This is a genomic window from Vagococcus luciliae, from assembly GCF_024637875.1.
In the GTDB taxonomy this organism is placed as follows: Bacteria; Bacillota; Bacilli; order Lactobacillales; family Vagococcaceae; genus Vagococcus; species Vagococcus luciliae.
The window spans coordinates 1,659,732-1,682,073 of the sequence record NZ_CP102451.1 but is presented as its reverse complement, the minus strand read 5'-3'; the positions used below and the strand labels follow the sequence as shown (position 1 = coordinate 1,682,073).

Below are 22,342 nucleotides of genomic sequence, written 5' to 3'. Positions count from 1 at the left end.
TTTTTGAGTTTTATATTGCGATATATTACTCAATTCTAATGAAAGAAGGTGATAGTTGTTTATTATTTTGAGATTCAGGGGGGATAAAAGTGAAAAAAAAATATTTGATTTATTTTTTTACTTTTCTAAGTGTTTTATTGTTAGTTTTTTTATCTAATATGGTCTATGCTGCAGAAAAAACGAACTCTACGACTTTAACCACATCATCAAGTATAGAGGAAACTGATAGTGGTGAGACAACAGATACAACTGATTTTAGTAAGATGAATAAATTACGTGCTGTGAGTACCAAAAAAGCGTTTGGTAATTTGCCCAATTTAAAGCAGTTTAGTCTGGATAGTCAAAACACAGGGATTGTTGCTTACAATTTTGGGAAAAGTCCAGATGACATTAAAGCATTAAATGGTGATATTAATGCGGCCAAATCAATGATTTTATATGAGAGTGGTGCGACTGCAACTGGTTTATTAGGAGATGTATCAGATAACATTGTAGTAGGCGATTTAGGTGATTTATTATCGACCACTTCAACTGATTTAGCTGAACACAAAGTAACCTTGACTGTTCCCTCAGAATATTCTGGTATAGGAAAGGACTTAACAACTACTGTTGTTATTTATACTGGTAAAGTAGCAAAAGTTAGTACATGGTCACAATTAGATGCAGCATTAATGTCTAATGATACAACCATTATCGATGTACAAAATAATATGACCAATACGAGTACTGTTAGAGCAGATCGCTCTTTAAATGATCGCAGAAAAGATTATGTGTTATTAGGAAATGGGTATTCTTTAGATTTTATAGGTTATTCTTATAAATGGGGAACTAATACATCCATTGTACATAAACCTATTGTGGATAATGTTGATTTATACGGTGGACATTATTTTGGTCCTGTGACCATGTGGGATAGAAATGCGTATGGATCAAGTATTACGTATCGTAATGTTAATTACACTGGTTCACAGATAACTGCCTCTTTTCAAGCTGTTATAAAATTTGAAGGGAAAAATAATATCCGCTCTAAAGACTCTTCTTATATATCATACGATGGAAAAAACCGCTCTATGGCGGATACTCGTCAATCTGGATTAGAGTCTCATACCTTATCTTTCTCAGATAACACAGATACTTTGATCGAAACAGAGCAAGGAGATGCCGTTATTTTAGGGAGTTGGTACTCTAATTGGGATACTGTTTCAACTATTCAGCCTTCCTTAACTGTTGGAAAAAATGCGAATGTTGTTCTTAGGACATTAGGAAATGATGGCGAAACAAATAGTTGGCAAACATCTGGTGGAAGTATTCCATCTGTTATTAGTATTCAACGGAATGGACGGATTGATATTGGTGAAGGGGCTAAGTTAACTGCTGAAACAGCTGATGGAACCACACGTGTACCAGTTAGATTAGGATACAACAACAGTGTTCCAAGTTCATGGATTACTAGTATTAATCTAGCAGATAAAAGTCAATTTAATGTTAATATTGGAGGCCCAATAGCAAATAATAGTAGTCGTGCTGCATTCATGCTTCAGGATAATTCTCAAATTAATGTTGGAGAAAATGCCTCTATGATAGTTAATGCTAAAAATATGACCACTGGTTCGCCAGTCATTTCGATGGGGACAAGTTCTCTAATTAATGTTGAAAAAAGTGGCGCATTGTCTATTAACAAGACTGGAGGTAGAGGTCGTATTTTAAATTTGTCTTCACAATCTAACTTTAAAGTGTCAGATGAAGGAAGCGCAACGTTTGTATCGGACGGTGAAACAACGTCTACAGATCAAATGATTTATGGTGGTAATGGCTCAACTTTTTTAATTGATGAACGTGGTATTTTCACTTCACGAATTAATAATGGAACAGGTACTCGGAATATGCTTCAATTTGCTAGTGGGGCTAATTTTTCATTTGCTAATGTTCGTCGTGTTGATTTAGATGCTAGAGGAAATACAAATGCGTCACTCATCAGTATGGATTCAGGTAAGTTTAATGCTAGTATTCAAGAAGTGTCTGCATGGACAAAAGCTGATGCATCAAAGAGTGATCCAACATATAATTGGCGTCCAATGTATGGTATGGTCATTCCTTATCGTAATACAACCACTGGAAGTATTACAGCTAACAGTTTAACAAATAGTGTGAGTAATGATTTTAAGTCTAAATATAAAACAGAGAATTTTTCACGTGTTGTCTTTGATTATATACCAGATGTTCAAGTAAGTTTTGATGCAATTAGTGATAATAAAAACTTAACAAGTGGACAAAAATTTACTGGGACAGTAAATAATAATGCGTATGTGGCGTTTTATAAGGTCGTAGATGAAAATGATTCAAGTAAAGATAGTTATATTACGACACCATCTTATAATTCACCGGATGAAAATGATAAAATTCATAAATTCCATGTAAAAGCAGATAGCTCTGGTAAATATGAATTTACTCTGCCAGATAGTGTGACACTTCAAGCAGGAGAAAAGGTAAAAGCATATGCTTATCTAGATGGTAAAGATGATGATACAATCAATACTGTACAAGATAAAACAGCTCCAACGGCTGATAGTATACAATACTATGCCTCACTTAATTCAGCTACACCATCACCACAAGTGTTGGTCAAAAATGTTGCTGATACCAATCCAAACAATAAAAATTATACTTATTCATTTAATCAGGAGACACCACAAAGTACAATAGATGGTTATATGACTCAACTAGGTGATCATACAGTTAAAGTTGATGTTGCTGATGAGGCAGGAAATACAACGACTATTACCTCTACTTTAACAATTACGAAATCTAGTACTCAGTTGACAGGAGATAACCTTTCTATCACTTATAAAGAGTTAAGAAATATGTCTGAAGATCAGTTAAAACAATATATTTTAACCCATGCTAATTTAGACTCATTTAAAGTAGAAAATGGTGTTAAAACGGATTTAACAAAATTTATTACTGTTTCTGATTTAGGAGGATTACTCGACTTAAGTACTATTAAGACGACTCCTTACACTGTAAATCTAAAAGTTTCAGCGCAAGATGCTGGTATGTCTAGTGATATTACCGCGAGTATAGAAGTAAGTATTACAGAAATTGATTCTGTTTTGACTATTCATTTTGTTAATGAAGCAAATAAGGTATTAGATACCTACACGACAACTATTAACGCAAAAGTTGGCGACACTGTAGATTTGACAAAAGATAGCGGAGTAGTAAAACAGATAGATACACTCGAGTCAGATGGTTATTTCTTAGTTAGTCGTCCTGATAAGGAAAGTAATTTTAATGTAACAGATACTGCCATGACGATTAATTACGGAGTGAAGGGAACTGTAGGATTTGAATCTGTTCCGACTGAATTAGATTTCGGTACGGTAAAATACACCGCTCTTATTAATCGGGTTGAAAAACCTGAATATGATAAAAATTTAGTTGTAAGAGATACAAGAGCAGATGCTAAAAATGGGTGGAGTATTTCAGCCGCTGTTACGACACCTTTACAAACGACAGATGGTAAACAGTTAACAGATGTGCTACGTTATGTTTCTAACGGAAAAGAATTGGTATTATCTGATGCTAGTCAACTAATTTATAGCGATACTAGCGGGAAAGCTGGTTCGTTTGATATCAGTAATAGTTGGGGAGATACCAAACAATCTGATGGTATTAAATTACAATTAAGTGATTCAGGTGATATTTACACTGGAAGCTACATCGGAGAGATTACTTGGAAAATTATGGAAGGTCAACCGTAGAATAATTATTTATATAATAAACTTATTAGGAGGAATTTATCATGAAAAAAAGAACTTTTTATTCAACAGCTTTATTGGCAATTTTAGGAGTATCAACTTTAGGCGCTCCTTTATTGGCATCAGCTGAAGCAGGACAATTAACATCTAAAGGTTCAGTAAAAGTGGAAGAAGGTACTGCCGGTGGGACAGATCAACCAACAGTTGACCCGGAAGATCCTACTAAACCATTACCAGATCCAGATCCAGACTCACCAGGTGAAAACAAAAACCCTGATACAGGATCTCTTGCTCTTGAAAGAACAACAGATTTAAACTTTGGTACAATCAAAACATCAGCAAACGATGTGGAAGCTTTTGCAGCACCAATGTCATTTGACAGTGGCGCTAAAACACGTGGTGCTTATGTACAATGGGCTGACGTTCGTGCAGGGGGTACTTATGGCTACACAGTGACTGCTCAATTGACAAAACAATTCACTTCAGGTGAAAATGTGTTAAAAGGTTCAACCATTGATTTTTCAAATGGTATCATTGCCGCACAATCACAAACAAATGACGCTACAGCTTCAAGTAAAGTGTTACCATCAAACGTGTTAACCAACTTCCAATTGGCTGACAATGATGGTAAAGGTGGAGGTGCTCCCGCTGTCACAGTGGTAACAGCTGATAAAACGAAAAAAGAAGGTAAAGGTCGTTTTGTTATGGAATTTGGTCAAAGTAAAGACTATAATGCTCAAGGTGCAGACAAAGCAGCAGATGCTAAATCTGTTAAGTTAACTGTCCCAGCTGCAACAGCAACCGACATGGTTAAAGGTGATTATGAAGCTGAAGTAACTTGGAAAATTATCGCTGCTGAATAAACATCGTTTATATTAGATAGAAACTCCTAGGAAATAGATTTTTCTTAGGAGTTTCTGTGGTTCAATAGTCTTTTATGTCATCCTTATTTTACAAATAATTGTTTTTTTTAAAATTTAGTATTACAATACATGTATAACGTTTAAGTTTATGAACTTGATTAATAAGCTATTTAAATGTTATTTTCTGTGTGATTAATTAAAAATTAAAAGGAGTGAATGGTATTTGTAAGATAAGGAGGAGAGATAATTGAAAAAAAAAGGATGGATGGGTTATGTTTTAGTTGCTTTATGCAGTCTGACAATAGGAAGTGAACGTGTTTGGGCACAGGAAACAAGTAATTCTAATTCATTAATTAGTCCAAAGCAAGCTCAAGTTGTTTCATCAAAGAAACAATTTGGAGGTTTACAAAATCTTAAGCAGTTTAGTTTAGATAACCAAGGGACCGGAATTGTTGCTTATAATTTTGGTAAAAGTATGGAAGATATCAAGGCGCTAAATGGCGATGAACAAGCTGCGAAAGAGATGATTTTGTATGAGAGTGGTGCCACTGCAACTGGGTTAATAGGAGATGTGACAGATAAAATCCAAGTAGGAGACTTAGGTGATTTATTTTCTACATCTTCTAATGATTTAGCAGAACATCATGTTACGTTAACGGTCCCAGCTGAGTATTCAGGGACTGGCAAAGAATTGTCTACCGATGTGATTATTTATACAGGAAAAGTGGCAAAACCAACTACTTTTAGGGAGTTAGATACAGCTCTTCAATCCACAGATGTTGCCATTGTTGATGTTCAAAATTCAATGAGTAACAGCACTAATATTAGTCCAGGCTGGCTTTCTCAAAATAAAAAAGATTTCGTTTTATTAGGTAATGGTTACTCAGTTGATTTTTATAACGCTTGCTATGCTTGGGCTGATAGTTATAATTCTAATAAAGCTCATAAGCCAGTAGTTGATAATATTGATATGTATGGAACCAATTATTTTGGCCCTGTTACAATGTATAATCTTATTACTTTGGGAGCTAGTATAACATATCGTAACGTTAACTATCTTGGTTCACAAATTACTGCTTGTTTCCAAGCAACTATTCGTTTTGCAGGTAAAAACAATGTTAAGTCTGTTTATCCAGGTTATACATCGTATGATGGAACAAATAGAACTAACACTAATGGACAAGGGCAAGCTGGTTTGGAATCTCATACTTTGGTATTTGAAGATAATACTGATACGACTATTGCATCTCAAGATGGTGATGGTGTTATTTTAGGAAGTTGGTATTCTAATTGGGACCCTGTTCAAAGTATTCAACCATCAATGAAAGTAGGAAAAAATGCTAATGTTGTAATTAAGACTATTGGTAACGGAAATGGTGAGAGTTTGTTTTATCAAGTTACTGAATATGCTTGGAAGATACCTTCTGTCATCAATATTCAACGAAACGGTCGGATAGACATTGATAAAGGCGGTAAATTAACAACAGAAACCGGTGAAAATACGGATCGAATATTAGTTCGTCTTGGATACAATAGTGCTGTTCCTTCTGAATGGTATACAACTATCAATTTAGGTGAAGACAGTCAATTTATTGGAAACATCAATGGCCCAATCGCAACTAGCAGTGTTGCAGGATTTATATTGAGTAAAAATTCTCAAATAAACGTTGGTAAAAATTCTAAGATGATTGTGAATTCTAAAAATACGACAACAGGTTTACCTCTGTTCCAATTAGGTGATAATTCTCAAGTGAATGTTGCTGAGAGTGGAAATTTAACTGTTAATAAAAATGGTGGAAATGGGAAGATATTAAATTTAGGCGCTGGGTCATTATTTAATGTATCTGATGAGGGAAATGTACAATTTGTTTCAGATGGTGAAGGAACTTCGACAGATTCCATGATATATGGGGCCAATAAGTCAACCTTTATTATTGGTGAACGTGGTCTATTCACTTCTCACATTAAAAGTGGTACTGGTACAAGGACAATGTTAGATTTTGCTTCGGGAGCGAATTTTAAATTTGCCAATGCTCGACGAATTGATTTAGATGCCCGTGGTAATGCTAAGGCTTCTCTAATTGGTATGGCCACTGGTGACTTTTTAGCAGATATTCAAGCCGTAAAAGCTTGGACAAAAGAGGACGCGGGTCAATCAGATGATCATCCATCGTATGATTGGAGTCCAATGTATGGGATAGATGTTCGCTATAATGGCAGTTCTCCTAGTAAAATTACGGCTAACAGTCTCACTTATAAAATGCGTGATGATTTTATTAACAATTACAAGACACAAAATATGTCACGTGTATTATTTGATTATATTCCCGATGTGAACATTGGCTTTGATGAGCTCAGTGATAATCCTAAATTATCAAGTAGTCAAATCTTTAAAGGTGTCGTCAATAATGGCTCAAGTGTAGCCTTTTATAAAGTGGTTGATGAAAAAGATCCAAGCAAGGACATGTTATTACCTAATGCAACTGTTCCTTCTCCAGTAGAAGGCGAAAGTAAAAAATATCACGTTGTTGCAAGTAATACTGGAACATATGAATTTAAGGTTCCAAGTGATTTTAAGCTAGTAGCAGGCGATAAAATTAAAGCTTATGGGTTTTTAAATGGTAAAGATGATTATGTCATCAATACGGTACAAGATAAGACACCGCCAACAGCAGAAGACGCTCACTATTATTTACCTGTTCATGGGGAAACCCCAGACCCAGGTGTGTTAGTGATTAATGTCTCAGACACAAATCCTAATAATAAAAACTATACTTATCAATATAATGAAGCTAATCCAAAAGAAACGATTGATGCGTATATGAGTGAAATAGGAGACCACAAAGTCAAGGTTGATGTATCGGATGAAGCAGGTAATACAGCAACGATTGATACCACCCTTTCTGTGGTTGAATCAAGTACTCATGTTTCTGGAGAGGAGTTATCTATTTCATTTAAGGATTTACGTAATATGTCTGAAAAACAAATGAAAGAGTATATCTTGTCTAAAGGAAATGTATCTGCGTATAAATTATTAAATGGTAAAAAAATTGATTTAAGTAAATTTGTTTCGGTCAAAGATTTGGGTGGTTTAGCTGATATTGAACATATCAAATCAACCCCTTACACTATTTCTTTAGTTGTTTCAGCAAAAGATGCAGGTGAAGGAGTTAGTGATGATATCACTGGTACTATGACTGTAAAAGTAACCGATATTGACGCTGTTTTAACCATTAGTTTCATCAATGAAGCTGGAAAAGTGTTAGATGATTATACAACGACAGTTAAAGCGTTAGTTGGTGATACGCTTGATTTAACTAAAGACAAAAATATAAAGACACAACAAGAGTTACTTAAATCAAACGGGTACTTACTTGGTAGTGGACCAGATCAAGAAACTGCCTTTAAGGTAACAGATACGGAAATGACTCTTGTGTATCATGTAGAAGGAACTGTGATGATTCAATCGGTTCCAACAGTCTTAGATTTTGGAACAGTCAAATACACTGCTAGTCCAAATCGGGTTGAAAAACCAACCTATGATAAACCATTAGTTGTTAGTGACACACGAGCTAATGTAACAGATGGATGGAGCATGTATGCTCAAATGAGTTCCCCACTTCAAACAACCGATGGAAAAGTATTAGAAGATGTCATCCATTATGTGTCTAATGGAAAAGATACTGTGTTATCTGAAAATTCACAAGCTATCTTTAGTGATAAAGAAAACAAAGCAGGTATTTATGACATTAGTAATGGTTGGGGAGATAAACCAAAATCTGATGGGATTAAATTAGAGTTAGGATCTTCAGGTGATATTCATACTGGTAGTTATACTGGAGAAATCACTTGGAAGATTATGGAAGGTCAACCTTAAATTTTTACATACAAAACACCCTAAATATATTTAGGGTGTTTTTTTATAGTCATTTTTTAATTTAAAGTATGATGATTAAAATAAATTGAATTTTTTTAGATTAAACTATTAAAATTTAATGAATTTTATAAGAAAGGGTGATAAAATGGGGGGTAAGACAATAAATGTAAAGGAAGTGAGAAAGTGACCTTTTTCAAGAGGGCCTTATTAAGCATCCAAAGACGAAAAGGAAAGTCATTGATATTATTTTTGGTTATATTTATTTTAGGTAATTTAATGGCAGGGGCTATTGCGATTCAGCAGGCAACAAAGGGTGTTGAAACGAATATAAAAACACAATTAGGTGCAAATGCGACTGTATCATTTAATCAAGACAAGTTGCAAGATCTAGATGACTCATCTAGCCAAACATTAGATATGAAAGAACCAACAGCTAAAGTCTATCAAGAAATAGGGGCGTTAAAGCAAGTAAAGTTTTATGATTACTCCATTATAGATATGATGCAAACAAAGAAAATAAAAAATGTTGAACCATCTGATGGAAGTTATAGTCGTAGTTATAATGGCTTGTATTATTTTGATATTAAAGGAGCAAGTAGACCTGAGTTGATTGATGAACAATCAAAGAAAGTAAGTTTAGTTGATGGTAGAAATTTTACAGAAGATGACATAAAAAAAGGATCAGCTGTTGCTATTATATCAAGTAAAGTAGCTAAAGAGAATAATCTTCATGTTGGAGATAAAGCTGTTTTTGATCGCACAATTGAACATTATAATCAAGGTGGTTCTGATGATAGTAATGATGTTGAAACAAAATCTAAAGATTATCCTGTTGAAATAATTGGGTTATTTGATGTAAAAGAAGTAGAAGCAAAAAAATCAACTGGTAATTCACAAAAAGATAGTGAAAAGCAAATGAACCAAACAGTTGATTTATATGATAAATTAAACGCTATTTATTTACCAAATAATTACATTGAGAAAACGCAAGCTGAAATGCTAGAGTTTACATACGATAATTTTCCAGATAATTTTTTAGATGAAAATGAAAAAGTAATGGATAAAGAGACAGTATTAAAAGAATTTTCTTATAAAAATATTGTGGCAACTTATGTTCTTAATAAACCTGAGGAAATTGAAGATTTTCGATTGTTAGGAGATCAAATACTAAAAGACAATGGGTTGAATTATTATAAAATCGAAGCGAGTGCTGACCAATTTGATTCAATTGCTGGACCAATTAAAGGAATGGCGAAAATTTCTAAAATCGTTTTAATTGTTTCTATATTAGCCTCTATATTTATTATTACCTTAGTGACGATTCTTTTTTTAAGAGATAGAAAACATGAATTGGGCATTTACTTGTCATTGGGGGAAAAACGCCAAAAGATTGTTGGTCAAATTGTTGTTGAAGTGGTGTTAGTTGCTTTAGTTGCCATGACATTATCTGTTTTTTCTGGTAATCTATTAGCGAAAGGTTTTTCTGATTCATTGATGAGTACACAGCAAAATAATTCGATAGACAATAATATGATGATGTATGGCAATCCAGTCGTTGACGTAGGTATCACAGAAGATGACGTCATGAGTTCATATGAAATAGCATTAACGCCATCATATATTGCATTATTTTATTTAATTGGTTTGATTGTTGTATTATTATCAACGATTGTTCCTCTAGTCTATATCATGAGGCTGAATCCGAAAAAAATTATGATGTAAAGGAGCCAATCTATGTCAATATTAAAAGCAAGTAAATTAAATTACTATTATCAAGATGGTGATACACGGCGCTTTATTTTAAAAAATACGAATGTCTCCTTTGAAAAAGGTCAATTTTACAGCATTGTAGGGCAATCTGGTTCTGGTAAGACAACCTTTTTATCTCTTTTAGCCGGATTGGATAAACCACAGGGAGGACGTATTTTTTATGAGAAAAAAAATATAGAAAAAATAGGTTATGATGAGTATCGTCGTGACTATATTAGTATTATCTTCCAACATTATAATTTAATTCCCTATTTAACAGCAGTTGAAAATGTGCTGGTTTCAATGGCAATAACGGATAATAAATTGCCAGAAGATGAGGAAAAAGTGGCTATGAATCTCTTGGATTACATGGGGATATCAAATGATAAAGCCAAACGATTGGTGACACAGTTGTCAGGTGGCGAACAACAGCGTGTGGCAATTGCTAGAGCGTTGGCAACAAACGTTGATGTTATTTTAGCTGATGAACCAACTGGTAATTTAGACGAAGAGATGGAACAAGAGATTGTGGAAATATTTAAAATGCTTGCTCACAAACATAATAAATGCGTGATTGTAGTTACTCACTCGCCGGAAATAGCATTGCAATCAGATCATTCCTATCTTCTTAGAAAAGGAGTTTTAAAAGAGAATGTCTGACTTTCTATCAAATTTTGATAATGACAATTATAAACAAACATTAAATGATAAAAAAAGTAAAAAAGAGGAACAATTAGAAGAAGATGCAGAATTAGAGGACGATCTATCAACCGATGACCTTAATGGAAATAATTCAGCCCTTTCAGAACATGAAGGAAAAATAAGACGGAAAAAAAAGAGAAAAAGAAAGAGCCAACCTATTCCTAACCAATCTATTGTTCCAATAGAGGAAGAATCACTTGAAGATGATATTGAAATCGATCCAGATTATCAGAGCAAACAAACTAAACGCAAAGCGGTGATTGGGGCTTCGGTTGTTGGTTTACTACTCATTGGTTATATTATTTATTACCAGGTGACACGTGTGAGTGTTCCTAATTTTTCTGATAAAACGGTTGTTGATGCTAAAAACTGGGCATCAGAAAATAGAATGAAGCCAAAAATCGAACAGGAGTATTCTACCAAAGTCGAAACAAATGGTGTGATTAGTCAATCTGTCGCACCAAATAAGAAATTAAAAAAAGGGTCTAATATCACCTTCAAAGTCAGTGAAGGGGCTAATCCCAAAGAAAAAATCACGTTACCTGATTTTGAAAAAATGTCTAAATCAGAAGTTGAACAATGGATAAGTAAAAATAAAGCGGATAATGTTTCCATTATTGATGAATACAATGACAAAGTTGACAAAGGTAAGTTTATTAAGCTTGAATTTACAGACAAAGAAGTAACTAAGGAAAATTATTTACGACAAGATATCGCGAATGTTTATTTTTCTAAAGGAAAAGAAGTGTTTGAAAAAAATATTTCAGTCCCAGATTTTAGTAAGAAATCTAAAAGTGATGTAGAAGATTGGGCTAAGAAAAACGATATTAAAGTTGATTATAAAGAAGTGGACTCTGATAAAATTGAGGCTGGATTAGTTGTCTCTCAAACAGTAGATCCTGATACTAAGGTAGCTAAACAAGATTCTATGAGTGTTTCTATCTCTGTTGGAAAAGCTGTCGTTGTGCCTAATTTTGCTAACTATTCAATTGAAGAAGCAGCCAATGCAACAAGTGATTTACAAGTTATGACGAAAGAAGCTTTTTCTGACAGTGTTCCTTTTGGTCAATTGATTTCTCAGTCTATTGAAGCCGGAAAAAAATTAACGGGAAATGATGAAAAAGTCGTCAATGTTGTTTATTCTTCTGGACGACCATATATTAAATCATTCTTCGGTCAATTAGAAGGGGATATCCCTAAATTAATTTATGATAACTTTAATTCAAAAGGGGCTTGTGTCACTTATGAAGTCTATTATGTGGATTCAGATAAAGAAAAAGGCCAAATTGTTAATGCAAATGCTTATAATCAATATATCGCAACAAACGCTCATTTAGTATTTGCGATTAGTAATGGAAAATATGCATCCTTGCCAAGCGAGTGATGTAAATCTAACAGAGTCATCATACCACTATTAAACTCCTAAGCTTTTCTAGTTAGGAGTTTAATTATTTGTTAAGAAGCTTTAAATTTGACGAGAAAATCTATACAATAATGGGAGAAATCATGAAAAGAGAGAGTAAATATAATGACAATGAATGAAAAAGGATTGACCCAAGAGGAAGTTAATCAGCGTATTAGTCAGGGACAAGTGAATGACTATGTTTCTGATACATCAAAAAGTAACAAAGACATTATTTATGATAATGTTTTTACCTTATTTAATTTATTAAATGTTGTGATTGCTATTTGTTTAGCTTTAGTTGGGGCTTATAGCAATATGTTTTTTATGGCGATTATTATCTTAAATGTGGTCATTGGGGTATCACAAGAAATTCGAGCGAAAAATCTTGTGTCACAGTTATCGATTGTGAACGAAGAAAACGTTGAAGTCTTTCGCGACAATCAAAAAATAGGAATTCCCACCACTGAATTAGTATTAGATGATGTGGTTATTTTATCTGCAGGGCAACAAGTTCCTTCTGATATGGAAATTTTGTCTGGAAATGTTGAGGTGAATGAATCGTTATTAACAGGTGAGGCTGATTTAATCAAAAAATCGGCTGCAAGCCAACTTATGTCAGGAAGCTATGTCACAAGTGGTCAATGTGTGGCTAAAGTGGTTCACGTTGGAAAAGATAATTATGCCATCAAAATTGCTGAAGAAGCTAAAATTCATAAACCTGTTACTTCTGAATTAGTTGAATCCATCAGAAAAGTAGCAAAATTTACCAGTTATATTATCATTCCTTTGGGCATGATTTTGTTTTTAGAAGCGTATTTTTTAAGACAAAGTGATTTGAAATTATCTGTGGTGTCCTCTGCCGCTGCCTTATTAGGTATGCTGCCAAAAGGAATGGTGTTATTAATTAGTATTGCCTTAGCAACAGGTGTGGTAAAACTAACAAAGAAAAAAGTATTAGTTCAAGACATGCACTCAATTGAAACATTAGCACATGTGGACGTGTTATGTTTAGATAAAACTGGTACGATTACTCAAGGAAACATGATGGTGTCAGAAGTGATTGATGTCAATCCATCATTAAAAGAAATAAACACAACAAATTTAATGGAAAACTATATTAATGCGACAGATGATAATAATTTGACCATGCAAGCCTTGCGTTCTTATTATCAAACTTCAACTAATTTAAATGTATTAGATACTTTAGCGTTCTCATCAGATAGAAAATGGGGAGCGGTATTGTTTGAAGGTGTGGGATGTGTGTATCTTGGAGCACCAGAACGTTTAGTGCCAGAAGATAAATTACCACAAGAAATTTATCAAGCACAGGCACAAGGTAGTCGAGTCCTTCTTTTAGGTATCGATCAATCAGCCACTCAGCTAACTGATACAGTAGGAAATGTTGAAGCATTATCTGTCTTAATTATTGAAGATGCTATTCGAGAAAATGCAGAACAAACGTTGGCTTATTTAGACAGTGAAGGGGTTGCGTTAAAAGTTATTTCTGGTGACAATCCAATTACTGTATCAAATGTAGCAAGACGTGCCGGTCTAAATCACTATGAGGAATATATTGATTTATCAACGATTGAAACAGAAGAAGAGGTCAAAGCTATTGTTGATGACTATACTGTGTTTGGTCGAGTGAGTCCACAACAGAAAAAATGGTTAGTCGAAGCACTAAGACAAAAAGACCATATTGTTGCTATGACGGGTGATGGTGTGAATGACATTCTAGCGATGAAAGAGGCAGACTGTAGTATTGCCATGGCTGAAGGGGATAATGCAACACGTCAAATGGCTAATTTGGTTTTATTAAATTCTGATTTTACTACCTTACCAGATGTGTTGTTTGAAGGTCGACGTGTGGTTAATAATGTGACAAAAGTTGCGAGTATCTTTTTTATTAAAACTATCTACTCATTTATCTTGTCCATTATTTGTATGGTAGCAGCAATTGGATTCCCATTTATTCCGATTCAAATTACGTTGCTTGATTTAGCAATAGAAGGCTATCCTACGTTCTTCTTATCATTTGAATCTGACAAACGTAAAATTACCACAAAATTTTTACCAACTGCTCTACGACGAGCGTTGCCAAATGCACTATTAGTGGTCATTAATATGTTAGTAATCTATTTTGTTTCTCCAAAATTAGGCATTACAGGAATCGATCAAACAACATTAATGTATTACATGTTGATTGCTGTTAGTGCTATGGCAGTTATTAAGGCGTGTTTGCCATTTAATCCACTCAGATTATTTTTAGCGGTGACAACAACTGTTGGAACGTTTGTAGCGGCAATGCTATTTACATCATTATTAGAAATTACTTGGCTAAATGCTACTACATTACCTGTTTTTGTTGTGCTTGTTATTTGTTCGATTATTGGTAAGCTCATTTTAGATAAATTAATTACGGGTAAAATGGGATCTTTTAACTAAGCACAAATTGTTGCAAACTAAATGATTTATGTTATAATTTATTATGAAGAGTTATGTCGTGGTCGCGCTGATTTCAGTGCGACTTTTCTGACTTAATTATGTAAAAAGGGGATGACTTATCAATATGCCACAATTAATCCCTCAAGAATTAATTGATACAGTTAGACAAGAAACAAATATTGTTGAGGTCGTTGAAAACTATGTTCAATTAAAAAAATCTGGTAAAAATTATTTAGGCTTATGCCCATTTCACAATGAAAAAACACCGTCGTTTACCGTAGCAGAGGACAAACAAATCTTTCATTGCTTTGGATGTGGTAAGGGTGGAAATGTGTTTACTTTTATTCAAGAAGTAGAAGGATTATCATTTCCTGAGGCAGTTGGGAAACTAGCTGAACCACTAAATTTATCTTTGCCAACAACGTCATTTTCTGGTGTGCAACAAACACCAAAAAATAGTACGCATCAGAAATTAATTGAGATGCACGAACATGCTAAAAGTTTTTTTCACCATATTCTGGTAAACACAGAAGTTGGTAAAGATGCTATGACTTATTTGGAACAACGAGGTATCTCTCGAGAATATATTGATGAGTTTGAATTAGGCTTTGCTCCTGACAATCGAGACATTTTATTAAAAGTGATGCAAAAAGAATTTAAAGACGGTCTTTTTGATGAGTCAGGTTTATTTGTCGAAAGAGATGATGGCACGTTTATGGACCGGTTTTTTAATCGAGTCATGTTTCCAATAAAGGATGCTAAAGGCAAAACAATTGGTTTTTCAGGTAGGCAGATGCCAACAGATCAACCAGATAAGGATAAAAAGCAGCCTAAATACCTTAATAGTCCTGAAACGGAGATATTTAACAAGCGAGAAGTGATTTATAATTTTCATTTAGCTAGACCTCATATTAGAAAAACAAATGAGGTTTATTTATTTGAAGGATTTATGGATGTTATGGCGTCTTATATGTCTGGTGTTAAAAATGCTGTAGCGACTATGGGAACAAGTTTAACCGAGCAGCAAATTCATCGATTAGAGCGTGTGTGTGAAGATGTGACGATTTGTTATGATGGTGATTCAGCCGGCATCAATGCGACTAATCGGGCGATTGAATTATTGACAAACAATACCGCAATCGGTGTTCAGGTAGTCAGTTTACCTAATAAACTAGATCCAGATGATTATCGGATGACGTATGGAACAGATGCCTTAGAAAACGAATTACTACACCATAAAAAAACTGTGTTTCAGTTTAAACGTGTTTATTTGATGCAAGATTTTAATTTGGCAAACGAATCAGATGTTTTAGCTTATCTAGAGCTTGTATTAAAAGAGTTAGCTATGATTCCATCTGTTATTGAAAAAGATTTTGCTTTAACACAACTATCAGAAGAATTTAACCTTTCTAAAGAGACGTTACAACTTCAATTAAATCAATTAATACAAGATAATAAGCAGCAAGCTTTTAAACCGATCATACCTAGAAGGCCAGAAAACATCGTTCCTAAAACACAGGAATTTAGAAAAATAGATGTGGTTGAAAAAGCCGAAATGTTATTAATATTTCGTGTGTTAAGTGAAAAGTCAACATTTCAAAAAATGATCAGTCAGCCTAACTTTTCATTTGTTCATGATGCCTATCAGGAATTATTTCAACATATAGCAAGTTTTTATGAATTGTATGGCAGAGTTGAATTGGCAGATTTTATTAATTATTTAAAAGAAGACAATTTACGTAATTTATTAATTACTATTACCATGCAAAATTTTAGTGAACAAAGTAATGACCGAGAGATTAGTGATTGTTTACAAGTGATAGAAAAAGCGAGTATTCAGTCTAAAATAAAAGCTTTAAAGAAACAGCAACAAGAGGTCAAACAGATAGGTGATTCTATCAAAGAAATGGAAGTAACATTAGAAATTATCCAATTGCAAAAAGAATTAAGTAATTGGGGATAATATAAGGGGGAGTCCATCATGTCAAAAATGGAAAAAGATGCAGCATACAAAAAAGAAGTAACCAAGTTCATCAAAATAAATCGAGTTAGAGGTTCAGTATTTTATGATGAATTAACCAATAAATTAGCTACTCCTTATGCATTAGATGCTGACGATATGGATGAATTGATTGAAAAAGTTGAAGACGCAGGTATTAGCGTTGTGGATGAAAAGGGCGAACCAAGTGAACACAGTTTACGTGTCGCTAAGAAAAATCAAGAACCTAAGAAAGCAAAAGAAAAAGAAACAGAAGAAGATTTAATTGCGCCAGCTGGTGTAAAAATCAATGATCCAGTTCGTATGTACTTAAAAGAAATCGGTCGTGTCTCACTTCTTACAGCTGATGAGGAAGTTGCTTTAGCGCTACGTATTAAAGAAGGCGACCCTGAAGCAAAACAAGAATTAGCTGAAGCTAACTTACGTTTAGTGGTTAGTATTGCAAAACGTTACGTTGGTCGTGGAATGCAATTTCTTGATTTAATCCAAGAAGGGAACATGGGATTAATGAAGGCAGTTGAAAAGTTTGACCACGAAAAAGGGTTTAAGTTTTCTACTTATGCGACTTGGTGGATTCGTCAAGCAATTACGCGTGCGATTGCCGATCAAGCAAGAACGATTCGTATTCCAGTTCATATGGTTGAAACAATTAACAAATTAATTCGTATCCAACGTCAATTACTACAAGACTTAGGACGCGAACCAACACCAGAAGAAATTGGAGCAGAGATGGATTTGCCACCTGAAAAAGTACGTGAAATCTTAAAAATTGCTCAAGAGCCAGTGTCACTTGAAACACCAATTGGGGAAGAAGATGACTCTCATTTAGGTGATTTCATTGAAGACCAAGAAGCCACTAGTCCTGCAGAGCACGCAGCTTATGAATTATTAAAAGAACAGTTGGAAAGTGTATTAGATACATTAACAGATAGAGAAGAAAATGTTTTACGTCTACGTTTTGGTTTAGATGATGGACGCACTCGTACATTAGAAGAAGTCGGAAAAGTATTTGGTGTGACTCGTGAGAGAATTCGTCAGATTGAAGCAAAAGCGTTAAGAAAATTACGCCATCCTTCTCGTTCTAAACAATTAAAAGACTTTTTAGAATAAACAACCAATAAGGCACTAGTTAAAGCTAGTGCTTTTCTTTTGATGTTCGTTCTTAAAAAGAATGTTAAATAATCATTAAAAAAGTTATTTCATTCTAAAGTTGGATGGAATTTTAATTAATTTATGATACATTTGTAATGAATTAAAAAATGAAAAGGTGATGTTATGAATAAATTTAAAAAGATTTTACTAGGTCTTACACTACTTTCAACAGTTGGATTAAGTACGCAAGTTTCGGCAGCAGAAAAAGCGAAAGATGAAGGATGGGATATACCAAATATTGCATTAGGAAATGGATTAACTGATTCAGAAAAGCAACAAACACGTGATATTTTGACTAAAGACTTAAATAAAGTATCCACATTAAGTGGAACGAACACCACTAATATTAATGAATATATTGTAGATGGTAATGATTTAGTAAAATATGTGACCGATGTTCCTGAGTTTACTAGTTCTTCAAAAGCTTATTCAAGTGCTTTAATTGCCCGTACGAAAAGTGGGTCAGGTGTTACCGTGGATATTGTGACACCAGATAAAATTACAGCAAGAACTGAAGCAATGTATCGTTCAGCAGCTATCACAAGTGGCGTGTATGATGCATACATTCGTATTGCAAGTGTCCGACCAATGGATGGTAGTGGTGCTCTAGCAGGTATTTATAAAATTTATGACGAAGTAGATCCTGCGACAGACCAGACAGCACAAAAAGAGCGTGATGAAAAACGTGAGGTTGCACAAGATCAAATGCAAGTGGTTTCTGAAATTGATAAACAAAATCAGGATAATAAAGACTATTCATCAGAAAATCTTTTAGTGATGTTAGCAGATATTCAAATGGAATTACAAAAAATTAATAAGAAATTAAGTGAGATGTCTGATGAGCAAAAGAAACAAGAAGTAACTAATGTAGTGGATGAACAAATCGAAAAAAATGGGTTAAAAGAGGCTATTACGCCTGAATTGAAAACACAAGTAGTTAATAATATGGTGAACTTTACCAATACAAGTGCTATTACAGATACTGAATTAACCAGTCAATTATCTGGCTTTAAAGATGATCTTGTTAAAAATGGTAAAGAATTTAAAGATAGTTTATTGTCAGAAGAAAATGTTGAAAAAGCAAAAGGTTTTTGGCAAAAAATAAAAGACTTTTTCTCTAATCTATTTAAATCTTAATTATAAGACTGTTTAGCGTGAAAACGTTAGATGGTCTTTTTTATTTATGCTTATATTAACTAGTTTTCTTCGCAATAGGACCATCGACTGATTTATACAGGTTGTTTTTTATGTATACTGTGAGTATTAATGAAAAAGGAGTTAGTTAAATGTCGAAAAAGAAAAAGGTTGTTATTGGGAGTTTGATTGGGTTAGCTATTATTGGGGTTGTAGGATTTAAAGTATTTTCTTCTAAAGGTACACCTGTAGAAACAGCTAATGAACCAAACGTTGAGTTCTTTACGGTTGAAAATGTCGAACAGGTCTTTATCAATGGGGTTGTGACGCCAGTCATGTCAAAAGAATTTACGAAAGATACCACACTTGGAAAACTTGGTGATTTAAATGTTAAAAATGGTGATAATGTGACAAAAGATACAGTGCTTTATCAGTATTTAGATGAAACAACCGATTCTCAAATTAGGGAACTTAAATTTCAAATTGAATCCACGCAAGCAGAGCGTGATAAAGCAGCTAGACAAATGCAATTAGAATTAAATGAATTAAATAATACACCAACAAGTGATTCTGGTGAAGCACAACAAGCACCTGTCTCAAAAGAAAGTGTTGAATTAAAATATGATTTAGGTAGTTATGATATTAAAATGAATCAATTGCAAACACAAATTAATGAATTAAGCGAAAAACAAGTGAATAAAGTAGTAGCACCGTTTGATGGTCAAGTGATTATTCCTCAAGATCAAAATCGAGATAGTGCCATTTTAACGTTATCATCAACCGATTTTTATGTTGAAGGAAGCGTAAATGAAAAAGATTTAGAAAAAGTAAAAGAAAAACAATCTGCAGACGTTAGAACAGTTTCCGATAACAAATTGTATAAAGGTGAAGTGACCTATGTGTCAAATATTCCTAATACACAACAAGCGTCAGAAGGTGGTGCTGCTACAAGTAGTAACTCATTATCTAATTATACAGTGAAATTAAGTTTGAAAGACGCTAAGGAAATTCGTAAAGGGTTTCATGTTCAAGCTTCTATCAAGTTAAATGATAAAAAAATTGAAATACCAAAAGAAGCAGTTAAAGTAGATGATAAAACAAAAGAAGTTTATGTATTAGTTGATGACTTTGGTACTATTGCTAAACGAGTGGTTGAGACAACCGATCAAGGGGCTTCAAAGGATAAGGTAATTGTTAATAGTGGTTTAGAAGGATTGGATCGTGTGATTGTGTCCTCTGATACACCACTAACAGTAGGTGAACCAACTCCTGGAGGTCATAATTCCACTGAAGGAGGAGATAAATAATGACCTATCAAGAACAAGTATTAGTTGAATTAAATGACATCAATAAATACTATCCTGTTGGGAAGTCTCAACTCCACGTTCTAAAAAATTTAAATTTAACCATTAATCAAGGTGAATTTATTATGATTATGGGAAAGTCTGGTAGTGGAAAAACAACCTTAATGAATATTATTGGGTTCTTAGATCAACTATCAGATGGAGAATACTTATTCGATGGCAAAGATGCCTCCAAATTAACTGAAAATCAAAAATCTACTCTTAGAAATGAGTATATTGGCTTTATTTTTCAACAATTTTTCTTGATACAATCATTAAATGTGGTGCAAAATGTTGAGTTACCAATGGTTTATGGTGGGAAAATAAAAGAAAAAAAACGCCGTCAAATTGCGTCAGAGTATTTACAGATGGTTGGATTAGAGGGAAAAGAATTTTCTAAAACAACAGAATTATCTGGAGGGCAACAACAGCGTGTGGCAATTGCTAGGGCATTAGTCAATGATCCGTTACTAATTATGGCAGATGAGCCAACAGGAGCACTAGATAGTGAAACGAGCAAGGATATTATGACTATCTTATCTAACTTGAATAAAGAGGGAAAAACAATCGTCATGGTTACTCATGATCCTGATATGAGAAAATATGCCACACGTGTGGTTTATATGAAAGATGGATTATTCCTTTCCGAGGAGGAATTTATCAATGGTTAAAAATTTATTTTTAAGCACATTTTTAAGTTTACGTGCACATAAATTACGTGTCTTTCTAACGATGGTCGGTATTATCATTGGGATTACAGCAGTGGTGACAGTCTCTGCGATTGGTGAAGGAATGAAACAAAGTAGTTTAAAAGTTCTTGATTCCACAGATGCTAACGTCATTCGGTTAATCTATAAAGTAGATTATAGTGATGAAACTATTAGCTTTCAAGACGAAGAGCCTTTCGCATTTGATCGTTTCGATTTAAAATTACTACGCAGTTTAGATAGTGTGGAAACCATTGCAGCGGATTATGGGTATGGTTATGGTGCAACGGAATCTGTTTCAAGCCAATTAAGTTATTTTGATACTGGTGGTGGCACTGAGATTATTGCTACCAGTAAAACAAATATCCCAGTAGGATTTGGGAGTGGGTTTACAAAAGATCAATTAGAATCAAATAGTATTGTGATTACTTACGAGACCATGCAATCCAGTTTAGGAATTAGAAAGCCTCAAGATATCATTGGGCGTGCAATTGATGTTGATGGTATTAAATTTGTCGTGATAGGTGTAAAAAATAAGGTAGAAGATGGCGCAATGATTATGGATGATTCGGTTTTCTATAGTGAAGTTCCTAAAAAAGCCTTTAATGAATTATCAAAAAACAAACCCATCAACGCGATTAAATTAAAGATGAAAGAATCTGGAGACAGACAAGCAGTGATTGATCAAGCAAATACCCTATTAAAAGATCAACATCCTGATTTAGTAGGATCATTTGAAGAAGATCGTTCTAATGAGCAAGCTCGCCAACAAATTGAAGCCATGCTTCAAGCAGTTGTAACAGGATTATTATTTATTACAGCTATTTCACTTTTAGTTGGTGGAATTGGCGTGATGAATATCATGTATGTGTCTGTTTCTGAACGTAAAAGAGAAATTGGGATTAGACGAGCCATTGGGGCAAAACCCATTACAATTTTATTACAATTTTTATTAGAAGCAGCGTTTATTACACTAATTGGTGGCGTCATTGGAATCTTCTTTGGTTGGGGATTGGCGACACTTATTTCAACCTTTGCAGAGGGTATTACAGCGATTGTTAGTCCAGGAATGGCTATTTTATCGGCTTCCATATCAGCAGCCATTGGATTAATATTTGGAGTTATTCCAGCCATTAATGCTGCCAAATTAGATCCAATAAAAGCAATCTATCAATAAATCTTTCATTCACTTAATTTGTTTTTAAACA

General features: G+C 34.0%; 13 protein-coding genes. All 13 read left to right on the top strand.

Going from position 1 to position 22,342, the window contains the following annotated elements; translation table 11 throughout:
• The first annotated feature begins 89 nt into the window (after nt 1-89).
• On the top strand, nt 90-3,761 hold the full coding sequence (locus G314FT_RS08120; protein ID WP_257700414.1) for a pectate lyase-like adhesive domain-containing protein: 3,672 nt from the start codon (nt 90-92) through the stop codon (nt 3,759-3,761).
• A gap of 41 nt (nt 3,762-3,802) precedes the next feature.
• Nucleotides 3,803-4,621, top strand: coding sequence for a WxL domain-containing protein (locus tag G314FT_RS08115; RefSeq protein ID WP_257700412.1), 819 nt, complete (start codon nt 3,803-3,805; stop codon nt 4,619-4,621).
• A gap of 247 nt (nt 4,622-4,868) precedes the next feature.
• Nucleotides 4,869-8,498 (top strand): pectate lyase-like adhesive domain-containing protein, encoded by a 3,630-nt coding sequence (locus tag G314FT_RS08110; protein ID WP_257700404.1) that lies wholly within the window; start codon nt 4,869-4,871, stop codon nt 8,496-8,498.
• 237 nt (nt 8,499-8,735) lie between these two features.
• Nucleotides 8,736-10,220 carry an FtsX-like permease family protein gene (locus tag G314FT_RS08105; protein ID WP_257700399.1) on the top strand — a complete coding sequence of 495 codons (1,485 nt, stop codon included), beginning with the start codon at nt 8,736-8,738 and terminating at the stop codon, nt 10,218-10,220.
• Between the two features lie 12 nt (nt 10,221-10,232).
• A complete protein-coding gene (locus G314FT_RS08100) occupies nt 10,233-10,907 on the top strand; it encodes an ABC transporter ATP-binding protein (RefSeq protein ID WP_257700398.1) in 675 nt (224 codons plus the stop codon).
• Nucleotides 10,900-12,333, top strand: a complete 1,434-nt coding sequence (locus G314FT_RS08095) for a PASTA domain-containing protein (RefSeq protein WP_257700397.1) — start codon at nt 10,900-10,902, stop codon at nt 12,331-12,333. Before G314FT_RS08100 ends, G314FT_RS08095 begins: the two co-directional genes overlap by 8 nt.
• A gap of 144 nt (nt 12,334-12,477) precedes the next feature.
• The gene (locus G314FT_RS08090; protein ID WP_257700395.1) at nt 12,478-14,799 is read left to right on the top strand and encodes a cation-translocating P-type ATPase; all 2,322 of its coding nucleotides are present in this window, start codon (nt 12,478-12,480) and stop codon (nt 14,797-14,799) included.
• A 124-nt stretch (nt 14,800-14,923) separates the two neighbouring features.
• On the top strand, nt 14,924-16,762 hold the full coding sequence (gene dnaG, locus G314FT_RS08085) for a DNA primase (RefSeq protein WP_257700394.1): 1,839 nt from the start codon (nt 14,924-14,926) through the stop codon (nt 16,760-16,762).
• 27 nt (nt 16,763-16,789) lie between these two features.
• On the top strand, nt 16,790-17,908 hold the full coding sequence (gene rpoD / locus G314FT_RS08080; protein ID WP_257702541.1) for an RNA polymerase sigma factor RpoD: 1,119 nt from the start codon (nt 16,790-16,792) through the stop codon (nt 17,906-17,908).
• 165 nt (nt 17,909-18,073) lie between these two features.
• On the top strand, nt 18,074-19,087 hold the full coding sequence (locus G314FT_RS08075) for a DUF1002 domain-containing protein (RefSeq protein WP_257700392.1): 1,014 nt from the start codon (nt 18,074-18,076) through the stop codon (nt 19,085-19,087).
• 149 nt (nt 19,088-19,236) lie between these two features.
• The gene (locus tag G314FT_RS08070; RefSeq protein WP_257700390.1) at nt 19,237-20,391 is read left to right on the top strand and encodes an efflux RND transporter periplasmic adaptor subunit; all 1,155 of its coding nucleotides are present in this window, start codon (nt 19,237-19,239) and stop codon (nt 20,389-20,391) included.
• Nucleotides 20,391-21,098, top strand: a complete 708-nt coding sequence (locus tag G314FT_RS08065; RefSeq protein WP_257700388.1) for an ABC transporter ATP-binding protein — start codon at nt 20,391-20,393, stop codon at nt 21,096-21,098. The genes G314FT_RS08070 and G314FT_RS08065 overlap by 1 nt, the downstream gene beginning before the upstream one ends.
• Complete coding sequence (locus G314FT_RS08060; RefSeq protein WP_257700387.1) at nt 21,091-22,311, top strand: ABC transporter permease; 1,221 nt, start codon at nt 21,091-21,093, stop codon at nt 22,309-22,311. The genes G314FT_RS08065 and G314FT_RS08060 overlap by 8 nt, the downstream gene beginning before the upstream one ends.
• Nucleotides 22,312-22,342: the final 31 nt, after the last annotated feature.

Excerpts from the sequence above, each read along its gene's own strand:
- G314FT_RS08115 (WP_257700412.1), top strand. The coding sequence starts at position 3,803 with ATGAAAAAAAGAACTTTTTATTCAACAGCTTTATTGGCAATTTTAGGA.
- G314FT_RS08100 (WP_257700398.1), top strand. The coding sequence starts at position 10,233 with ATGTCAATATTAAAAGCAAGTAAATTAAATTACTATTATCAAGATGGT.
- G314FT_RS08095 (WP_257700397.1), top strand. The coding sequence starts at position 10,900 with ATGTCTGACTTTCTATCAAATTTTGATAATGACAATTATAAACAAACA.
- G314FT_RS08090 (WP_257700395.1), top strand. The coding sequence starts at position 12,478 with ATGACAATGAATGAAAAAGGATTGACCCAAGAGGAAGTTAATCAGCGT.
- dnaG (WP_257700394.1), top strand. The coding sequence starts at position 14,924 with ATGCCACAATTAATCCCTCAAGAATTAATTGATACAGTTAGACAAGAA.
- rpoD (WP_257702541.1), top strand. The coding sequence starts at position 16,790 with ATGGAAAAAGATGCAGCATACAAAAAAGAAGTAACCAAGTTCATCAAA.
- G314FT_RS08075 (WP_257700392.1), top strand. The coding sequence starts at position 18,074 with ATGAATAAATTTAAAAAGATTTTACTAGGTCTTACACTACTTTCAACA.
- G314FT_RS08070 (WP_257700390.1), top strand. The coding sequence starts at position 19,237 with ATGTCGAAAAAGAAAAAGGTTGTTATTGGGAGTTTGATTGGGTTAGCT.
- G314FT_RS08065 (WP_257700388.1), top strand. The coding sequence starts at position 20,391 with ATGACCTATCAAGAACAAGTATTAGTTGAATTAAATGACATCAATAAA.
- G314FT_RS08060 (WP_257700387.1), top strand. The coding sequence starts at position 21,091 with ATGGTTAAAAATTTATTTTTAAGCACATTTTTAAGTTTACGTGCACAT.